Here is an 18844-nt window from a genome sequence, read left to right on the forward strand (position 1 = left end):
GAGCGTGGATCATGAGTGCAGTATTGAATTGTAATATTAGTTTTATTGGCGGTGGCAACATGGCGCAGGCTTTAATTGGCGGTTTGATTGCCAGAGGTTTACCGCCAACACGTATTACAGTTTCAGACCCTGTAGAGCAAGTACGTCAGCTTCTGCAAGAAAAAGATGTACATGTGACTGACGATAATCTAGCTGCGATTGCAGAAGCTGATATTGTGGTTTTTGCGGTAAAACCACAAGTTTTGGCACAGGTGTTACGTCCATTACAGGGGCAATTTGCAGATAAATTAGTGATCTCGATTGTTGCAGGTGCAGAAATTTCAACGATTGCGAATTTATTGGGTACTGAGCGTGTGGTACGTGTCATGCCAAATACCCCTGCTTTGGTACAAACTGGCGCACATGGTTTATATGCAACTGAGTATGTAGATGCCAAAGATCGTGAATTGGCCAGTCAGGTTTTGGCTGCGACAGGTTTAACGATTTGGGTAAACTCAGAAGCTCAAATTGATGCAGTGACTGCAGTATCAGGTTCTGGCCCAGCGTATTTCTTCTATATGATGGAAAGTATGATTCGTGCAGGTAAAAACTTAGGCTTAGATGAAAAAGTTGCTACAGCACTTACTTTGCAAACAGCATTGGGTGCCGCACAAATGGCAATTACCAGTTCGAATACGCCTGCAGAATTACGTAAAAATGTGACTTCACCCAATGGCACTACGCAGGCGGCCATTGAAGTATTTGACCATGCGCAAATTTCACAAAATATTCAGGCAGCATTGGCTGCTGCAAAAATGCGCAGTCAAGAATTGGCACAAGAGTTAAGCGACAGCATTTAATAATTGAAAAACAACGAATTTAAATTTAGGAAAGTTTAAGTATGGGTGCAAATTCTGCGCTAATTTTTGGCATTATCATTAACGTAGCAATTTTGCTCGTCTTCTTCCGTTTCTTAATGCAGTTGGCTGCGGTTAGCCCATATAACCCTGTGGTGCTTTCAACCATCAAAGCCACCAAAATTGTAGATGTATTTGGTCGTATATTTCCAACTGTAGCCAAAGGTCGTGTCAATTCAGCTGCCTTAGCTTTGTTGGTGGTGTTGTATTTACTTAAAATTTTCGGGGTGATGTATCTGAATGGGGCTATGCCGAACAGTCCGATTCACTTGTTGATTCTGACTTTTGTGACCATGATTCAGGATTTAATCCGTTTCTGTCGCTATCTGATTTTTGCGACTATTATTTTAAGTTGGGTGGTCATGTTTACCCAGTCTCGTGGGCCTTATATTGAAGTGATTCAAGAGTTGGCAGAGCCGTTGTTAGCACCATTCCGTCGTTTATTGCCGAACATGGGCATGATTGATTTATCACCAATCATTGCATTTTTAGCTTTATATATTGCTGAAATTATTATGAATCAGGTGGCGATTGTGCTACTGACAGGTTTGTAAAAATCTCTAGATTATTAGATATCAAAAAGGTGAATGATGTATTCACCTTTTTTAATGCTTAGATCAGCATCTGAAAATAAAAGCCTCGAAACTCGAGACTTTTATTTATTTTTCTTGATTTTAAAAGAGTGCAAAAAGGGTATCGGTTACTGATTTATAGTAACTCAATTGCTACAGCAGTTGCTTCGCCGCCGCCAATACATAAAGCCGCTACACCACGCTTACCACCTGTACGTTTCAGTGCATGAATTAAAGTCAGAATGATGCGTGAGCCAGTCGAACCTACAGGGTGACCAAGTGCGCAGGCACCACCGTTGATATTTACTTTTTCAGGATCTAGTTTGAATTCATCCATTGGGCACATGGTGACCATAGCAAAAGCTTCATTAATTTCCCATAAATCTACATCTTGCGCATTCCAGCTTGCTCGGTCCAATACTTTCTGAATTGCACCAATTGGGGCAATGGTGAATTCTGAAGGATGTTGTGAGTTGGTTGCATAGGCCACAATTTTTGCCATAGGCTTTAACCCTTTGGCGGCTGCATGTTCAGCAGAAGTGAGTACGAGTGCCGATGCACCATCCGAAATTGAACTGGCATTGGCTGCGGTAATCGTACCATCTTTGGCAAAAGCAGGACGAAGTGTTGGAATTTTTTCAATATTGGCATTAAAAGGTTGTTCATCTTTATCTACAATGACATCGCCTTTACGTGTTGTAACTGTCACAGGGACGATTTCATCAGCAAAATAGCCTTCATTGACCGCAGTTTGTGCACGTTTGAGTGAGCGAATCGCAAAGTCATCCATTTGTTGGCGCGTGTAACCTTTGCTATTTGCCATATCTTGTGCGAATGAGCCCATCAAACGACCTGTTTCAGCATCTTCAAGGCCATCTAAGAACATGTGGTCTTTCACATCACCATGTCCCATACGGTAGCCAGCACGTGCTTTGGTCAGTACATAAGGTGCATTACTCATTGACTCCATGCCACCTGCGACAATGATTGAGGCAGAACCTGCTTTGATTGCATCGGCAGCTTGCATGACAGCTTTCATTCCAGAACCACAGAGTTTGTTAATGGTGACCGCACCTGTAGAATCTGGTAAGCCTGCTTGACGCATCGCCTGACGGGCAGGGCCTTGCTTTAAACCCGCAGGCAGGACGCAGCCCATAATGACTTCATCGATTTCTGTTGCTTGTACCCCCGCACGTTGAATGGCCGCTTGAATACTTGCCGCACCTAATTCTGGTGCAGTCACATTGGCTAAACTGCCTTGAAAACCACCCATGGCAGTACGAGCGCCATTCACAATCACGATATCCGTCATTTTATTCTCCCAATTTATATGTACTTTTGTCTAAATTGAATTCCAAGCAGGAATAGATCACTTCTGCAGTATAGGCAAAAAAAGATAAGAATAAAGTGACAATGTAAAGATCGTTTAGACTGCTGAGTTAACATATATTGATGTCTTCTGCTCGGGTTTGCCCCATTTTACTGAGTACTAAGCGTTTGCTTGTAAGGTGAGTGGAGCAGTAAAAGAAGCTACCATTTGAGCCGATCGGCAAACCTTGTTGTGCATTAAAAGTAACGCTGGGTATGTTTAAAGTGCCACGCCAATCTAAGCTTCCATATTTAAGTGTAGTTTTTTCTGTATAAAGAATGTATTCACTATCGTCAATTTGGCGGTTTCGATTACGATCCATAAAGATCAAAAAACCAGTATTCCAGTTTTGCTTGCTACATTGAACAAAGTTTTGTGTAGGACAAATCACTACATTGCTGTGATGGGTGAAGGCATGAGAGCGTGCTATTTTCAGGCTGGACTGTAATGAATACTGAATTCGTTTGAGTTCTTGTTCTGCCATCAGTTGATGAAAATGGGGTAGGGTAATCATGACTAAAATAGCACTTATTGCTAAGGTGACGATCAATTCAAACAGCGTGAAGCCGTTTTTTCTTATATTCGACATAAGCCTTTACCTGTTATTGTTATGTTTTTTTATGATTAATCTGAGTAATTTGTTGTTTTATAGCGCTTTATTTGTTGTATAATAAGTACTAAACAACTTCTCGCGAAAGTGTTAGAATAAACCGCAAGAAAGATAGGCTATTCGCACCAAATAATTGAGTAGAAAATTACCGAATTACAACGGAAATTGTAAGTAATTTTGTCAATAATTTACTTGATTAAAATTATCAAGCACTTGGAAAATTAAAAAAGTGTTTGTATGATTCAAAGTGACTAGCTTAAAAATAATACTGGGGTATAAGAAAGCCTATCTCAGGGTAGTCGAAAATTTAGGCTTGAGCTTGAACAACAATTGTTATCTCTGGAGGATAAATCCATGAAAATGAGTCGTATTGCATTAGCAATGCTCGTAGCTGCTCCTTTAGCTGCTGCAAACGCGGGCGTAACTATTACCCCATTAATGCTTGGTTACACTTGGCAAGATACTAAACACAACAATGGTCCTGAACACTTGACTGATCTTGGTCAAGAGATTCAAGATGATTTGTTTGTTGGTGCAGCGTTAGGTGTAGAACTTACTCCTTGGTTAGGTTTTGAAGTTGAATACAACCAAGTAAAAGGTGATTCAGAATACACAACACCTGGTGCAGAATATAAACAAACTCAAATCAATGGTAACTTCTACGCTACTTCTGATTTGATCACTAAAAACTATGACAGCAAAATCAAGCCATACGTACTTTTAGGTGCTGGTCACTATAAGTATGAATTGGATTCGGCTGATGGACGTGGTGATCGTGGTCTTGAAGAAGAAGGTACTTTAGGTAATGCTGGTTTAGGTGCTTTCTTCCGCCTAAACGATGCGCTATCTCTTCGTACAGAAGCACGCGCTACTTATAACATTGATGAAGATTTCTGGAACTATACAGCTTTAGCTGGTCTTAACGTAGTTCTAGGCGGTCACTTGAAGCCTGCTGCTCCAGTAGTAGAAGTTGCTCCAGTTGAACCTGTTGCTCCAGTTCAACCAGCTCCACAAGAGTTGACTGAAGACTTGAACATGGAACTTCGTGTGTTCTTTGATACAAGCAAATCAAACATCAAAGATCAGTACAAGCCAGAAATCGCTAAAGTTGCTGAGAAGTTAGTTGAATATCCAAACGCTACTGCTCGCATCGAAGGTCACACTGACAACACTGGTCCACGTGCATTGAACGAACGTTTATCTTTAGCTCGTGCGAACTCTGTTAAATCTTCACTTGTAAATGAATACAATGTAGATCCAGCTCGCTTGTCTACTCAAGGTTTCGCTTGGGATCAACCGATTGCTGACAACAACACTAAAGAAGGTCGTGCTATGAACCGTCGTGTATTCGCGACGATCACTGGCAGCCGTACAGTGACTGTTGAACAACAAGCTCAATAATTTGAGTTAAGTTGAAAAAAACGACTCTTCGGAGTCGTTTTTTTTATGTCTATTCAGTTTGTGTGTTGAAAACACAAGGGAAAATCATCTGGATTTACATTGTCTTAAGATAAGATGCAGCATGCTAACCATGTATTGAGAGAAACGGGTGATGTAAATTCAATCACGTGATAGAAAGATTAATGAAGTTCAGATTGTGAAGGAGAATTCCTCAGTGAATTAGGAAGTGATGAATAGAATATCAACTGAGTAGAGAAAAAATTGAATAGCTTAATTGTTGAATATCATTGTTTTTTTGATAATAGATCTTAACTAAAATAATTTTTGACCGTATTGGTTTAAATATCCCGCATAAAAAAACAGCCAGAAGTTGGCTGTTTTGATCAATCATGAAGAAACAGATGGTCATGAAGAAACAGATGGTCATGAAGAAACAGATGGTGATCTATTTTAATCACGATCTGTAAGTATAGGTTGTACATCCATATCTTGATAGGCAATGAGCTTGGTTTTGTGTTTCCATTTATAGCCTAACCAAATCGCTAAAAATAAAAAGATCCCAATATAGGTTGATAATACCGCTAACCATTCACCATCAAGCACCGCTTGGTAGTTCTGACCTAAGACCACAATCGCGCATAGGATAAAGGCAAACCACGGGGCAAATGGAAAGAATTTAGCACGATAGGCTAAATCATGCAGTTGGTAGCCTTGTGCCAAATAGCCTTTACGAAAACGATAATGTGATACAGCAATACCAAGCCAGACAATAAAGCCACACATACCTGACATATTCAGTAGCCAGTTAAATACTTGTTCTTCACCAATAAAAGTGGTTAAAAAGCACAGTGCGGCAATTGCGGTAGTAGCATAAAGTGCATTCATGGGTACGCCACGTGCATCCAGTCGTGCAAAAGCTTTTGGGGCGCTACCTTTGCGTGCCATATCAAATAGCATACGGGTAGAGGAATACATGCCTGAGTTACCAGCAGATAAAATAGCCGTTAAAATCACTGCATTCATAACACTTGCTGCAAAAGCAAAACCTGCCTGTTCGTACAGTAAAGTAAAAGGAGAAAGGGAGATATTATCAGTCGCTGCTGCTTGGAGTAAACGAGGGTCATCGTAGGCAATGAGTGTACCGATGATGAAAATACACACGATATAAAATAATAAGATTCGCCAGAAAATTTGTTTGATTGCAATTGGAATGGTCTTTTTTGGATTTTTAGATTCACCTGCTGCAACTCCGACCATTTCGGTGCCTTGGAAAGAAAATCCTGCAATCATCGCTACACCAATCAGGGCAGATAATCCACCGACAAATGGAGCTTCACCTTTGCTCCAATTGGCGAAAGTAGTGACATCTGGAGTCAGCATGATTTTTACAATCATGAATATACCAATGATGATGAAGGCGACGATCGCAAGGACTTTGACCAGCGAGAAGAAAAACTCTGATTCACCAAATCCTTTTACGGTTAATGCATTAATTCCAAATACAACCGCTAGAAATAACGCACTCCAATAGAAACCAGGAATATCTGGAAACCAGAATTTCATAATGAATTGCACAGCTACTAATTCAAATGCAACCGTAATGGCCCAGTTGTACCAATAGTTCCAGCCTAGCGCAAACCCAAAGCCGCCTTCTACATATTTGCTGCCGTATGTGAAGAAAGCCCCAGAGGTTGGATTGTGGGTGGCAAGCTCACCTAGACTGGTCATCAAGAAATAAATCATCACCCCTATGAGGGCATAGGCCAGTAATGCACCGCCTGGGCCTGCATTAGCGATGGTTGCGCCCGAGGCAAGGAACAAGCCTGTACCAATCGAGCCACCAATGGCAATCATGTTTAAATGACGTGCACCGAGTTTACGCTGTAACTGTCGATTGTTTTGAGTTTCGCTCATCATGCATCCTTCGTATTTTTTTGTGTACTGGCAAACAGTACTTTAAAGCCTTGTTGATCTGCCTTGATTGTGCATTGACCAAAACTTTGTTCAATTAATAGCGGGTAATTCAAAAAGCGGTTGGCTACAATCCAAAGTTCACCACCCGATTTCAAATGACGACGTGAAGTTTTACATAGGGTTTCACTGGCATCGTAATCGGTCTGAATACCTTGGTGAAATGGGGGATTGCTGACAATGGCATGTAAAAACAGCGGGGCATCCTGAATGCCTGTCACCGCTTTAATTTCAAGTTGTTGAGGATTGAGCTGATTTTGTTCAAACGTCATTTGTGTAGATGCTAAAGCAAAGGCATCGACATCGAGCGCAAAAATTCGGTTTTCAGGATTTAACGTCGCTAAATAAGCACTGATGACCCCAGCACCACAGCCAAAATCTGCAATTTTTCCAGACGTCACCTGACTTAAATAAGGCAAGAGAACTGCAGTACCGACATCTAAATGCTTTTGGCTAAATACGCCTGGTAGCGCACAAATTTGTAAGTCACCTTTTGGTGTGCTGATGTTATAGCGTTGTGCCCAGTCAGACAGTGCTTTAGCCTGAACATTGTGTTCTAAAATTAGCTGCCAAAGTTGGCAATGACGTGCGCTATCAAGCTTGAGCATTTTGCCATAAGGCTGTAACTGTTTGGCTGCGCGCTCAACCCCCCCTTTCTTTTCACCCACCAAAAATATGCTACTGCCCACTTTGAGTTGGGCCGCAACATTATGAATTAAATAATTCAGTAATTCTTTGGATTTGGGTACGAAAATAACTGCTTGATCAAACTCGGCAGCAGGAAACTCTGCACCAAAATGCACTTGAGCCTGCTGATTTTGAAAGTATTGATAGTCGTTGAAATTCCATGTCCAGACAGAGGCTTGGATTGAGTCACCCAATTCTGCGATGAGTTGATCGGTTGGGGCATTGATCAGTAGAACACGACCAGACAAATAGTCATATTGTCTGAGTAAAACTTCGCTTTGGGGGTTCATGGTTCTCTCTCCAATAGAAAAACACTGTCTAAGTTCAGCTCAGACAGTGTTTTTTGGACATGCAATTACTTTTGGGTTTCAGGAAGCACAATATTTAAAATGAGTGCTGCAATACCGCCTGTGGCAACGCCTGAGCTGAAAATATTACGGAATAATTCAGGTAAGTGTTCCAAAATTTGTGGCACTTGTGCAACACCTAAGCCTAAGCCAAGAGAAATTGCAATAATCAGTAAGGCACGACGATCTAGCTGTACCCCTGAAAGAATGTTGATACCTGAAGCTGCGACAGCACCAAACATCACCATTACAGCACCACCTAGAACTGCTTGAGGTACTGCCTGAATCACGCCTGCAACTGCAGGGAGTAGACCTAAAATAATCAGCAGTGCTGCAATCCAAATTCCTACATAACGGCTAGCAACGCCTGTCAGTTGAATTACACCATTGTTTTGGGCAAACACCGAACTTGGGAAAGTATTGAAAATACCTGCCAAGAATGAGTTGGCACCATTCACCAATACACCACCTTTGATACGCTGCATCCATTGCGGGCCATCTACAGGTTGATTGGAAAGTTTGGATGTTGCAGTGATGTCACCAATTGCTTCCAGTGAAGTCACCAAATAAATAAAGGCCAAAGGAATGAACAGACTCCAAGAGAAATCTAGTCCAAAATGCATAGGTGTAGGAACTTGTATCAGTGGCGCATCTTTCAAGCCTGAAAAGTCTAAATGACCCATCATGCCTGCCAGTGCATAACCAATCACCAAGGCAATTAAAATAGCAGAGCTTTTAATCCAGGTGATATTGATACGGTTCAAAATAATAATGATGGCTAAGACCGTACACGACATAATCAGGTTGTCAGTATTGGCAAAAGTATTATTGCTCATGGCTTGATAGCCACCGCCCATACTGATGAGGCCTTCTTTAATAAGGGTTAGACCAATTAACAGCACCACAATGCCAGTAACCAGTGGTGTGATCAGTTTTTTGACCCACGGCAAAATTTGGGACACGCCCATTTCAATAAATGAACCTGCGATCACGACACCAAAAATTGCCGCCATGACTGACTCAACAGGTGTACCTGCTGCGACCATGGCAGAGCCGATCCCAATAATGGGGCCAATAAAGTTAAAACTGGTACCTTGCACAATGAGTAAGCCAGCACCAAAAGGGCCAACTTTTTTACATTGTAAAAAGGTCGCGATGCCTGAAATGACCAAAGACATCGACAAAATCATGTTGGTATCTTCTTTTGAAACACCCAAAGCCAAGCAAATCAGCAAGCCAGGTGTAACAATCGGTACAATAATCGCCAATAAATGCTGGAATGCGGCTAAAAAAGCGATAAGTGGTTTTGGACGGTCATTCAGACCATAGACCAGATCAAGTTGGTCTTTTGGGGAGGGAGATTGGTTAAAATCAGACATAAGTCGTAAAGATATTGCAAAAGTGGCGCTATTCTAATCGAGTTACACAGCTTTACAAAATCAAAAGCGTGTTACTCATCAAAAAAAATTGTGTGTGTCAATAAAGTGTCACTATAAAACTTTAGTATTTTTCTGTATAATTTGCCCTCAAATTTATAGCGTATTGAATTTACATGTCAGATATTAAAACTCTCCGCAACATCGCAATTATTGCGCACGTTGACCACGGTAAAACAACTCTTGTGGATAAACTTTTACAACAATCGGGTGCACTCGGTGAACGAGCGGGCGAGATTGAGCGTGTCATGGATTCAGGCGCTATTGAAAGTGAACGTGGTATTACCATTCTTGCAAAAAACACAGCAATCAAATGGTTAGATAAACGTACTGATACTGAATACCGTATCAATATTGTCGACACCCCGGGACACGCCGACTTCGGTGGTGAAGTTGAACGTGTAATGTCAATGGTTGACTGCGTATTACTTCTTGTAGACTCTCAAGAAGGCCCAATGCCACAAACTCGCTTTGTAACGCAAAAAGCCTTTGCACGTGGTTTGAAGCCAATCGTGATCATCAACAAGGTAGATAAGCCAAACGCACGTCCAGACTGGGTAATTGATCAAGTATTTGACTTGTTTGATAACTTGGGTGCAACTGATGACCAATTAGACTTCCCAATCGTATATGCATCAGGCTTACGTGGTGTTGCTGGTCCTGCACCAGACGAATTAGCGGAAGATATGACACCGTTATTTGAAACAATTGTTGATATTGTTGAGCCACCAGCAGTTGATGTTGATGGTCCATTCCAAATGCAAGTCTCTTCACTTGACTATAACAGCTTCGTAGGTGTTATTGGTGTTGGTCGTATTCAACGTGGTTCAGTGAAATTAAATACACCTGTAACCGTGATTGACCAAGAAGGTAAAACACGTAACGGTCGTATCTTAAAAATCATGGGTTACCATGGTTTAGAGCGTGTTGATGTTGAATCTGCTTCTGCAGGCGACATCGTATGTGTAACAGGTATGGACGAACTGCATATTTCTGACACGATTTGTGATCCGAAAAGTGTAGAAGCTTTACCACCGCTTTCTGTAGACGAACCAACAGTATCGATGACATTCCAAGTGAATAACTCACCGTTTGCAGGTAAAGAAGGTAAATTCGTGACTTCACGTAACATTCGTGAACGTCTAGACCGCGAATTAATTCACAACGTTGCACTTCGTGTAGAAGATACTGACAGTCCTGACCGTTTCAAAGTATCAGGCCGTGGTGAACTTCACCTTTCAGTATTGATTGAAAACATGCGTCGTGAAGGCTTCGAGATGGGTGTATCTCGTCCACAAGTGATCTTGAAAGAGATCGATGGCGAAATGCAAGAACCATACGAAAACGTGACTTTTGACGTAGAAGAACAGCACCAAGGCGCTGTGATGGAACAAATGGGTAACCGTAAAGGTGAGATGACCAATATGGAAGTAGACGGTAAAGGCCGTATCCGTATTGAAGCAACTGTCCCTTCACGTGGCTTAATTGGTTTCCGTTCTGAATTCATGACCATGACTTCAGGTACAGGTATCATGACTTCAAGCTTCTCGCACTATGGCCCAATGAAAGCAGGTCAAGTAGCGAAACGTCAAAATGGTGTGTTGATTTCTATGGTTCAAGGTACTTGCTTGGGCTATGCATTGTTCAGCTTACAAGATCGTGGTCGTTTATTCGCTAAACCTCAGTTAGAAGTTTACGAAGGTATGATTGTAGGGATTAACTCTCGTTCAGACGACATGGTGGTTAACCCAACTAAAGCGAAGCAGTTAACTAACGTACGTGCTTCTGGTACTGATGATGCGTTGACACTAGTGCCTGCAATTGAATTCACGCTTGAGCAAGCACTTGAATTTATTGAAGACGACGAGCTAGTTGAAGTAACACCAAAATCAATTCGTATTCGTAAGCGTTGGTTGACTGAAAACGAACGTAAACGTAACCGCGATAAATAATAGAATATCGTGATCTAAAAACCGCTAAATTCGTTTAGCGGTTTTTTTATGACCAAATGTTTAAACACAAATTCGATATTGACCAAACTTTAAAATTACACAATGCTATAACGACACGTGCAATTTGTAACATAATATAATGTATACTGCGTCACAAAATAACGCTTAAAAAATACTGGAGAGTCGTATGAGCATTATTCAAGAATTTAAAGAATTTGCCATTAAAGGCAATATGATGGATTTGGCGGTTGGTGTCATCATTGGTGGTGCTTTTGGTAAGATTATTGATTCATTGGTTAAAGATGTGATCATGCCGCTTATTTCATGGGTGCTCGGTGGTGATGTCGACTTTACCAACAAGTTCCTGATTTTGGGTGATAATCCAAATAATATTCAAACCTTAACTGCGGCACAGGAAGCTGGTTTAAATATTTTTCATTATGGTAACTTCATGACCATTTTGATTAACTTCATTCTATTGGCATGGGTAGTGTTCTGGTTAGTGAAGTTAATGAACAAAATGCGCCGTAACCAAGAAGAAGAGCCAGCTCCAGAAGCAACACCAGAAGATATTGAATTATTACGTGAAATTCGTGATGAATTGAAAAAACGTCAATAATTTTAATCCTTAGATGAAGCAAAAAAACGGTGCAAGATGCGCCGTTTTTTTACTCTCTTCCTTTGGGAGATGAGCGGCAATACCGCGTAAGGGTGAGGGGGGTAAACCACTCTTGTAAGAAGAGGGAACTTTGGAAATTATAAATCACATCCGAAACTTTACTTCTACCAAATGAAAACCAAACTGACTTTTCACAGGGCCATGCAATACCCGTTCTGCTGCAGTAAAGACTAATTTATCAATCACGGGCACGAGTTGTCCTTTTTTAACCTCACCCAATTCACCGCCTTTTTTGCCCGAAGGGCAGGTCGAAAACTGTTTGGCAATTTTGGCAAAATCAGCACCCGATTGAATCCGCTTTTTCAGTTGTTCACAGGTTTCTTTATCTTTGACTAAGATATGACGCACAATTGCAGTTTTCATGCTTTTTTACCTCGTTTAGTTGCGGCATGTTTAGTCGTGGTCGGTACTTTTTTCAATGGCTGGCATTCAGGGCAAAACACAGATGCACGTTGCCCTAGTTTCAGGTTTTCTAATGTGGTTTCGCAATTCACACACATTTCACCTGCGCGGCCATAGGCCAGTAAAGTCTGCTGAAAGTAACCATTTTCACCCATGGCATTGCTGTAATCACGTAAGGTCGAACCACCTAAATCAATCGCCTGTTTTAAAATACGTTTAATTTCAATCACCAGTTTTTCAATTTGCGCCAAACTCAGAGATGACGCAGGTTGTGCAGGATGAATACCTAAGTTAAATAGGCTTTCCGTGGCATAAATATTACCCACACCTACCACGACGTGGTTATCCATAATTGCAACTTTAATGCCAACGTTCTTATTTTTTAACTTGTGAAAAAGATAGTCAGTATTAAACGCATCACTCAGTGGCTCAGGGCCAAGAGGATCAATCAATTTATGTTGTGAGCTTTCATCTAGCCATAAAATACAGCCAAAACGACGTGGGTCGTGGTAACGCAATTGCATATCTTCAAACTGAATAATCAGATGGTCATGTTTGCGTAAATCTTCATGGGCATCGCAAAGACGAAAACTACCTGACATGCCTAAATGCCATAACATGCTGTCTTGCTCAAATTGCGCCAGAATGTATTTGGATCTGCGGGTCAATTGCAGAAGTTTTTGTCCTGTGAGTTTATGCAGGTTTTCTGGAATGGGCCAACGTAAGCTGGCTTGACGTACTTCTACATTCAGGACTTTTTGATCCAGCAGCGGCAATAAACTGGTTTTGGTGGTTTCAACTTCGGGCAATTCAGGCATGGTACAAATTCAATCCACTTGTGGAAATTAAGCAGGCAAGGGCATAAAGTAATGCGCTTAATATTGGGGATAACCTATAGAATACAAGCCATAGCTTGCCACCGCAAAATTATTCTGTGAAAAGCTAAAGCATGCTTTGCAAAAACCATACAACACGTTATAAATAAATCATTTTTGAACATCTACTATAGGGAAAAACCATCTTGAAAAGATGGCAGATTCCGAGTTTTTACTTCTTTATTTCATGATTCACTTTTGGTGAATCGCACAGTATGAGGGCATGCAGCGTGACATTACTTTTTCAGCCGATTCAATTTGGCTCACTGCAACTTGCCAATAAAATTCTGATTGCTCCGATGTGTCAATACTCTGCCAATGAACAGGGAGAATTAAGTTACTGGCACGAACAACAATGGGCAAATTATGCGCTGTCTGGGGCAGGCATGTGTATCGTCGAAGCTACCGCAGTGCAGGCTGAAGGGCGCATTAGTTATGCCGACTTAGGTTTATGGAATGATATGCAGCGTGCGCAGCTCAAAGCGCTCTTGCATAAAATTAAAAGTCTGTCTCCAATGCCATTTGCGATACAACTGGCGCATGCAGGGCGTAAAGCATCGACTGATAAACCTTGGCGGGGCAAAGGGCAGTTTGCACCGAATGAAGAGCATGGCTGGCAGACGGTATCGGCCAGTGAGTTGCCATTTCAGGCACATGAACATGCACCCCATGCATTAAGCCAAGATGAAATTCAGCAGATTATTGCAGACTTTGCCAGTGCTGCTGTACGTGCGGTGGATGCAGGCTTTGACTTAATTGAAATTCATGCTGCACATGGTTACTTGCTACATCAATTTATGTCGCCATTGTCCAATCAACGTCAAGATGAATATGGCGGTAGTCTGGAGCATCGGATTCGCCTAACCTTAGAAGTATTCCAAGCCATTAAAAATGCAGTTCCACAAGGTTATCCAATTGGAGTGCGAATTTCTGCAACAGACTGGATGGATGATGCTGGTGGTTGGAATCTGGAGTCATCCATTGGTTTAGCCAAAGCGCTTGAGCATTTAGGTGCTGCGTATATTCATGTATCGAGTGGTGGTTTACACCCTGAACAGCAGATTGATTTACACGCAGGCTATCAAACACCCTTTGCACATGCGATTAAACAGGCGGTAAAAATACCTGTGATTGCAGTGGGTTTAATCACAGAAGCTATGCAGGCAGAAGGTATTTTGCAATATGAACAGGCCGATGCCATTGCTATTGCACGTGCAATTTTATATGACCCGCGCTGGCCTTGGCATGCAGCTGCTGAATTGGGCGAGCAAGTTGAGATTGCACCACAATATTTACGCTGTCAGCCACACGGATTCCGTTGTTTATTTCAGCCGTTTAAGCCAACAGAGGGTGATGCAGAAACCTAAGATTGGATCACTTAAAATAGGTGAAACTTAAACTATTTTGCCGTGCTTTATTGGAGAATTCGGTGTAAGGTGAATCAGTAAAACCATGCAGAAATATGGGCAACACTGAAAAAGGATGTCAGGGTGTTACTGAGTATTTTATTTCCCATTTGTGCCGTCGTGCTTTTGGGATATTTCGCCGTAAAAAGCCAGTTTATAGAATCTAACGCAATTCAGTTTCTAGGGCAGTTTGTTATGAAAGTTGCCTTGCCTGCATTTTTATTGCAGGCTTTGGCCAGTAAGAGCTTGGCGGAAATTTGGCATCCTACTTATTTTCTGGGGTATGGTGGCGGTTCTATTGTATTGTTTGCAGGTGCATTTTTACTGTATCGGCATTATTTTTCTGAAAGTATAACCCATAGCAGTGTTTTGGCGATGGGTGCTTCTATGTCCAACACTGGGTTTATTGGCACAGCCATTTTAACCTTGTTGATTGGCAGTCAGTCCGCAATTTATTTGTCTTTAACTTTAATTGTAGAAAACCTGATTATTGTGGCCATTATGCTAATTTTGGCAGAACGTGGGCTGCAATCTACAACAAAATCAGGCTGGCAACTTTATTTGGAAACCTTGCAGCGTTTACTGAAAAATCCTGTAATTTTATCCATTTTATTGGGCATGTTGTGTGTGTTCTTAAACTTAAAACTGCCGCAATCTATCTCACAAATTCTAGAAATGTTGGGTAAAACCGCTTCGCCTTTGGCACTGTTTGTGATTGGCGGCAGTCTGGTTGGAATGAAAATTCAGTCGCTGAATCTGCAAAGTATAGTGTTGGTATTGCTCAAGGTGCTGCTGATGCCGCTCACGATTTTTGGCATTTTATGGATGTTGGATGTCAGCCGTGAAATGTTGTTTGTTGGAACTTTATTGGCGGCTTTGCCCATGCCAATCGCCTTTGGTATTTTTGGGCAGCACTATGGTTTGCATGAAAAAGCTTTGGCACCCTTAGTATTAAGCACAATTTTAGGTTTTGTGATGGTGGCAATTTTATTAACCCAATCTGACCATTGGTTATAAAACTGAACGAGACCTTAGTGTTATAACTTTGAAAATGCACTTGAATAAACAGTGTACAAAATAGATGGCAGTTGTATATTATTTAGCAATATTAGACATATAGCATTGTTTGCAGGATGGGCTATGCAAGATGCCCCACATTCAGATACAACACAAGAGAATTCACCTTCAAAAGTGTTGTTACAGTCAGCGAGTCATTCTGTACAACGCTCGATTTTGAATGCTTCACATTGTGATATTCAGAGTCGGCAACTTATCGAAAATGCCTTAAAAGACCCAATTGCAAAAATTCCAGCAGTATTCAAACACAACTATTATCAGTTTCAGTATCGACATCAAAAATCTTATTTAAAACAAGTAAATTATGTCGCTCAGCTGGCATTTTTAATTTATTTCTGGGCAGACCATTTTGTCATCCCCGATGTAAGTGCGCTGTCTGGTATGACACGTGTGATGGCCATTCTTATTGGTTGTAGTCTTAATTTTTTCTTATTTAAATATGTTCGCCAAATTCAGTGGTTAGATCTGATTTTACCGCTTTCGACCAGTGTATCTGCAATCATTTGGTTTTAACTTTTATTACACTCAACCAGTGCGTGGATTTCTACATATCTATATGCCAGCGTGATTTTGATTGTCTTGGGGAATTTGTCTATTCAAGTGCATTTTCGCCGTTCTTTAATCACCTCTGCGCTGATCAGCTTGGTGATTTTATATGGTGTCTATCGTCTGAGTAGTTTGCAGGATTTTTATATATTGCTTGGATTAATACCCTAAATGCGCGTAAGAATTTTCTTAGAGCATTATTGGAAGACTGGAATTACCATATTTTAAATGAAATGGCACAAACAGATGAACTGACTCAATTGCACAACAGACGCCATTTTATGTATGCAGTCGGGCATCTCATTCAGGCAAGTTGCTATGAGGGTACGGCGGCTTTACTGATTTTTGATGTCGACAGATTTAAAGTCATCAATGACACCTATGGGCACGATGTAGGTGATCGGGTACTACGTAGCATTGCAGAAGTGTCACAACGTGAAATGCGACAGGGGGATATTTTGGCTCGTTTTGGTGGAGAGGAATTTATTGTTTTTTTACCGCATACGACCAAACAGGATGCCTTGAAAATAGCAGAGCGTTTACGCCAAAAGCTGTCGCAACAAGGCATCTCATTGCAAGATCAGGAATTACACTTTTCGGTGTCTGTTGGCGTGGCAGAACTTGGAGTCGCACAGTGTAATTTGGAGCCATTGATCAAACAAGCTGACTTGGCACTGTATACCGCCAAATATCAGGGGCGGAATTGTGTGATGCATTATGACGACTTAGATTTGGCATCTTGCGAGCGTCTTGAGTTGGTAAGATAGCGCACTGACAGATGAACTGGCTGAATGTGTGCGCTATGCTCACTAAGTCCGAGTTTTAACTTTTCTTGGCTGCAGCTTTGTTTGAACCTTTGGCTTGATCGGCCATCATTTTTTCTACCGCAGCCAGTGACTCTTTGGCTTGAGGTACATTTTCCTGTGCCAATGATGCAAAAATCTTTTTCGCCTCAGGTAAATTTTGTGGCACGATATTGCCATTCACAAACATATTGCCCACCGCCATGAGCGCAGGAATATAGCCCTTTTGTGCCAAGTTTTGGATACTTTGTAGACCTTGTTTAATTGGTGTTTCATTTTTGTTTTTAAAGCCCGTGCTAATGTCGTATAAAGCTTTGGCATGAATGGCTTGATAGTGATCCTTCGCTATTAAAGGCTGTAATAACTTTAGTCCTTGTTGATCGGACGCTGCCGTATTTTCTGAGAAATATACAACGGCTAAATCTACAGTTGCATCGTGAAAACCTAGTTTAGAGGCACTTTGTAAATGCTGTTTAGCTTTGGCAGTATCTTGTTTTAAACCCAAAGCACCCGTCAGATAGTTTTTACCTAACACATAATGCGCAACAGGGTAGCCTTTTTGAGCAGATTGCTCGTACAACTGTAGGGCTTTCTTTTCATTTTTAGCGGTGCCTTGCCCTGTTTGGGTTAAATAACCCAAGTTATACATGGCTTGAGCATTGCCAGCTTTGGACAGTTTTTCTAACTCCTGATAGGCATCTTTGACTTTATTGGCTTGCATTAATTGTTCAATCTTTGCAAAAGCAGGATCGGTTGGAATGTTGCTATTTGCCATGCTGATGCTGCTAGATAGGGCAATCGCACCCACAATGAGTAGTTTCTTCATCATTTTCATTTGACCTTATTATTTTTTACACACAACTCCGTTTATGTGTAAGTTTTAGCGGATGTATTCATCATAATTTGAAAAATGTGAAAGTAAATATAAAAACTGTGAATTATTCAGATTACAGAAAAGACCGAGGGAATCTTGTGATTCCCTCGTGGTGTAAGCAATATTTTTAAGTTTATTGTGGGCGGGCGACATCGCCATTTAAATGTTCAGGTAAATCTAATACTTGTACAGATAATTCTTCCAAAGCACTTGGCTTAGCCACGACCAAAGCTTTAAAACCATCTGCAGTTGCAAGGCTGTTCACTACTTCCACATCATTATTCAGTTTGTCTGCAGGCGCAGGTGCATCACCAGTACCCTGAATTAAATGTAACCAATGTTTTGGTTTGGCTTTAAACCATAAACGAGCCACAACTTCCTGACCTAAATAGCAGCCTTTGTCATAATGCACGCCTTCACGTTGATGCAAACGTAATTCCTGTGGCTGAAACACCTCTGCGGTTGCGGCTTGAATCCAAGCGTGACCTGCTTCAATGGCTTGCAGTTGCCATGCCTGAATATCGGTCGTTTCAGCAGCAAATTCAGTCTGCTGACCTTGGAGTTGTGGATAGACCATACCGATGGTCTCAAGCTGCATTTTTGAAAATGCACCAAATTTTCTAATGTGTTTGGCTAAATCTTCGGCTTGGTCGGCAGTGCTGATTATTTCAAAACTTTCAGAGGAGATTTTTTTGAGCCATAAACCAAACTGCACACGTCCTTTTAAACTACAAATAGCCGTATAACACGTTGTATTTTCAGCCAAAGCTTCGACATTGACGGTCACCTGACCTTGGAGAAATTTTTGTGCATCTACACCGTTTAAACTCAAAGCACAGAAAGCTAAATCGCGCATGAAAACCCTTTTCAGAATGAAATCTAAGACTAAAGAATGAGGTCAATTTTGCGCTATTTTTAGAAAAAATGCATTTTTCAGGCAA

Annotated in this window: 18 protein-coding genes; 9 read left to right on the forward strand and 9 right to left on the reverse strand. The window is 41.3% G+C overall.

The genetic code is table 11. The annotated features are described in order from the left end of the window. Positions 1 to 11: 11 nt before the first annotated feature. Together proC and HHA41_RS05110 are read left to right on the forward strand one after the other, a co-directional pair. Positions 12 to 839, forward strand: coding sequence for a pyrroline-5-carboxylate reductase (proC, locus tag HHA41_RS05105; protein WP_168418108.1), 828 nt, complete (start codon positions 12 to 14; stop codon positions 837 to 839). A gap of 41 nt (positions 840 to 880) precedes the next feature. After that, on the forward strand, positions 881 to 1450 hold the full coding sequence (locus HHA41_RS05110) for a YggT family protein (RefSeq protein WP_104852451.1): 570 nt from the start codon (positions 881 to 883) through the stop codon (positions 1448 to 1450). 154 nt (positions 1451 to 1604) lie between these two features. On the opposite strand, the gene HHA41_RS05115 is transcribed toward HHA41_RS05110, so the two are convergent. Together HHA41_RS05115 and HHA41_RS05120 are read right to left on the reverse strand one after the other, a co-directional pair. Continuing rightward, a complete protein-coding gene (locus tag HHA41_RS05115) occupies positions 1605 to 2780 on the reverse strand; it encodes a thiolase family protein (RefSeq protein ID WP_168418109.1) in 1176 nt (391 codons plus the stop codon). A gap of 127 nt (positions 2781 to 2907) precedes the next feature. After that, the gene (locus HHA41_RS05120) at positions 2908 to 3426 is read right to left on the reverse strand and encodes a GspH/FimT family pseudopilin (protein ID WP_168460812.1); all 519 of its coding nucleotides are present in this window, start codon (positions 3424 to 3426) and stop codon (positions 2908 to 2910) included. 375 nt (positions 3427 to 3801) lie between these two features. Here HHA41_RS05120 and omp38 point away from each other — a divergent pair, with 375 nt between their 5' ends. Continuing rightward, complete coding sequence (gene omp38 / locus HHA41_RS05125) at positions 3802 to 4848, forward strand: outer membrane protein Omp38 (RefSeq protein WP_168460814.1); 1047 nt, start codon at positions 3802 to 3804, stop codon at positions 4846 to 4848. Positions 4849 to 5298: 450 nt separating this feature from the next. Here the strand turns inward: omp38 and HHA41_RS05130 are convergent, their stop codons facing one another. From HHA41_RS05130 to HHA41_RS05140, 3 genes are all read right to left on the reverse strand, one after another. Next, a complete protein-coding gene (locus tag HHA41_RS05130; RefSeq protein WP_168460866.1) occupies positions 5299 to 6762 on the reverse strand; it encodes an amino acid permease in 1464 nt (487 codons plus the stop codon). Continuing rightward, complete coding sequence (locus HHA41_RS05135) at positions 6762 to 7796, reverse strand: methyltransferase (RefSeq protein WP_168460815.1); 1035 nt, start codon at positions 7794 to 7796, stop codon at positions 6762 to 6764. Before HHA41_RS05135 ends, HHA41_RS05130 begins: the two co-directional genes overlap by 1 nt. A 65-nt stretch (positions 7797 to 7861) precedes the next feature. After that, entirely contained in the window at positions 7862 to 9232 is a 1371-nt protein-coding gene (locus tag HHA41_RS05140) for a uracil-xanthine permease family protein (protein ID WP_168418114.1), read from the reverse strand. A 173-nt stretch (positions 9233 to 9405) separates the two neighbouring features. On the opposite strand from HHA41_RS05140, the gene typA reads away from it, so the two are divergent. Together typA and mscL are read left to right on the forward strand one after the other, a co-directional pair. Further along, positions 9406 to 11241 (forward strand): translational GTPase TypA, encoded by a 1836-nt coding sequence (typA, locus tag HHA41_RS05145; protein ID WP_168418115.1) that lies wholly within the window; start codon positions 9406 to 9408, stop codon positions 11239 to 11241. 187 nt (positions 11242 to 11428) lie between these two features. Beyond that, the gene (gene mscL / locus HHA41_RS05150; RefSeq protein WP_131260726.1) at positions 11429 to 11860 is read left to right on the forward strand and encodes a large conductance mechanosensitive channel protein MscL; all 432 of its coding nucleotides are present in this window, start codon (positions 11429 to 11431) and stop codon (positions 11858 to 11860) included. 144 nt (positions 11861 to 12004) lie between these two features. Here the strand turns inward: mscL and HHA41_RS05155 are convergent, their stop codons facing one another. Then, entirely contained in the window at positions 12005 to 12283 is a 279-nt protein-coding gene (locus HHA41_RS05155; RefSeq protein WP_168418116.1) for a peptidylprolyl isomerase, read from the reverse strand. Further along, positions 12280 to 13140 (reverse strand): bifunctional DNA-formamidopyrimidine glycosylase/DNA-(apurinic or apyrimidinic site) lyase, encoded by an 861-nt coding sequence (mutM, locus tag HHA41_RS05160; RefSeq protein WP_168418117.1) that lies wholly within the window; start codon positions 13138 to 13140, stop codon positions 12280 to 12282. Before mutM ends, HHA41_RS05155 begins: the two co-directional genes overlap by 4 nt. Before the next feature lie 287 nt (positions 13141 to 13427). Here mutM and HHA41_RS05165 point away from each other — a divergent pair, with 287 nt between their 5' ends. From HHA41_RS05165 to HHA41_RS13110, 4 genes are all read left to right on the forward strand, one after another. Then, positions 13428 to 14564: an NADH:flavin oxidoreductase/NADH oxidase gene (locus HHA41_RS05165; RefSeq protein ID WP_168460817.1), complete on the forward strand. Its 1137-nt coding sequence runs from the start codon at positions 13428 to 13430 to the stop codon at positions 14562 to 14564. A 123-nt stretch (positions 14565 to 14687) separates the two neighbouring features. Continuing rightward, positions 14688 to 15620 carry an AEC family transporter gene (locus tag HHA41_RS05170; RefSeq protein ID WP_168460819.1) on the forward strand — a complete coding sequence of 311 codons (933 nt, stop codon included), beginning with the start codon at positions 14688 to 14690 and terminating at the stop codon, positions 15618 to 15620. Positions 15621 to 15743: 123 nt separating this feature from the next. After that, the gene (locus HHA41_RS13105; protein WP_252726717.1) at positions 15744 to 16193 is read left to right on the forward strand and encodes a hypothetical protein; all 450 of its coding nucleotides are present in this window, start codon (positions 15744 to 15746) and stop codon (positions 16191 to 16193) included. Between the two features lie 233 nt (positions 16194 to 16426). Beyond that, complete coding sequence (locus HHA41_RS13110; RefSeq protein WP_228284154.1) at positions 16427 to 16993, forward strand: GGDEF domain-containing protein; 567 nt, start codon at positions 16427 to 16429, stop codon at positions 16991 to 16993. A 55-nt stretch (positions 16994 to 17048) separates the two neighbouring features. On the opposite strand, the gene HHA41_RS05180 is transcribed toward HHA41_RS13110, so the two are convergent. Together HHA41_RS05180 and HHA41_RS05185 are read right to left on the reverse strand one after the other, a co-directional pair. After that, positions 17049 to 17855, reverse strand: coding sequence for a tetratricopeptide repeat protein (locus HHA41_RS05180; protein ID WP_168460867.1), 807 nt, complete (start codon positions 17853 to 17855; stop codon positions 17049 to 17051). A gap of 181 nt (positions 17856 to 18036) precedes the next feature. Beyond that, a complete protein-coding gene (locus tag HHA41_RS05185) occupies positions 18037 to 18759 on the reverse strand; it encodes a folate-binding Fe/S cluster repair protein (protein WP_168460821.1) in 723 nt (240 codons plus the stop codon). Positions 18760 to 18844: the final 85 nt, after the last annotated feature.

This window comes from Acinetobacter sp. A1 (genome assembly GCF_012371315.1).
Classification (GTDB): Bacteria; Pseudomonadota; Gammaproteobacteria; order Pseudomonadales; family Moraxellaceae; genus Acinetobacter.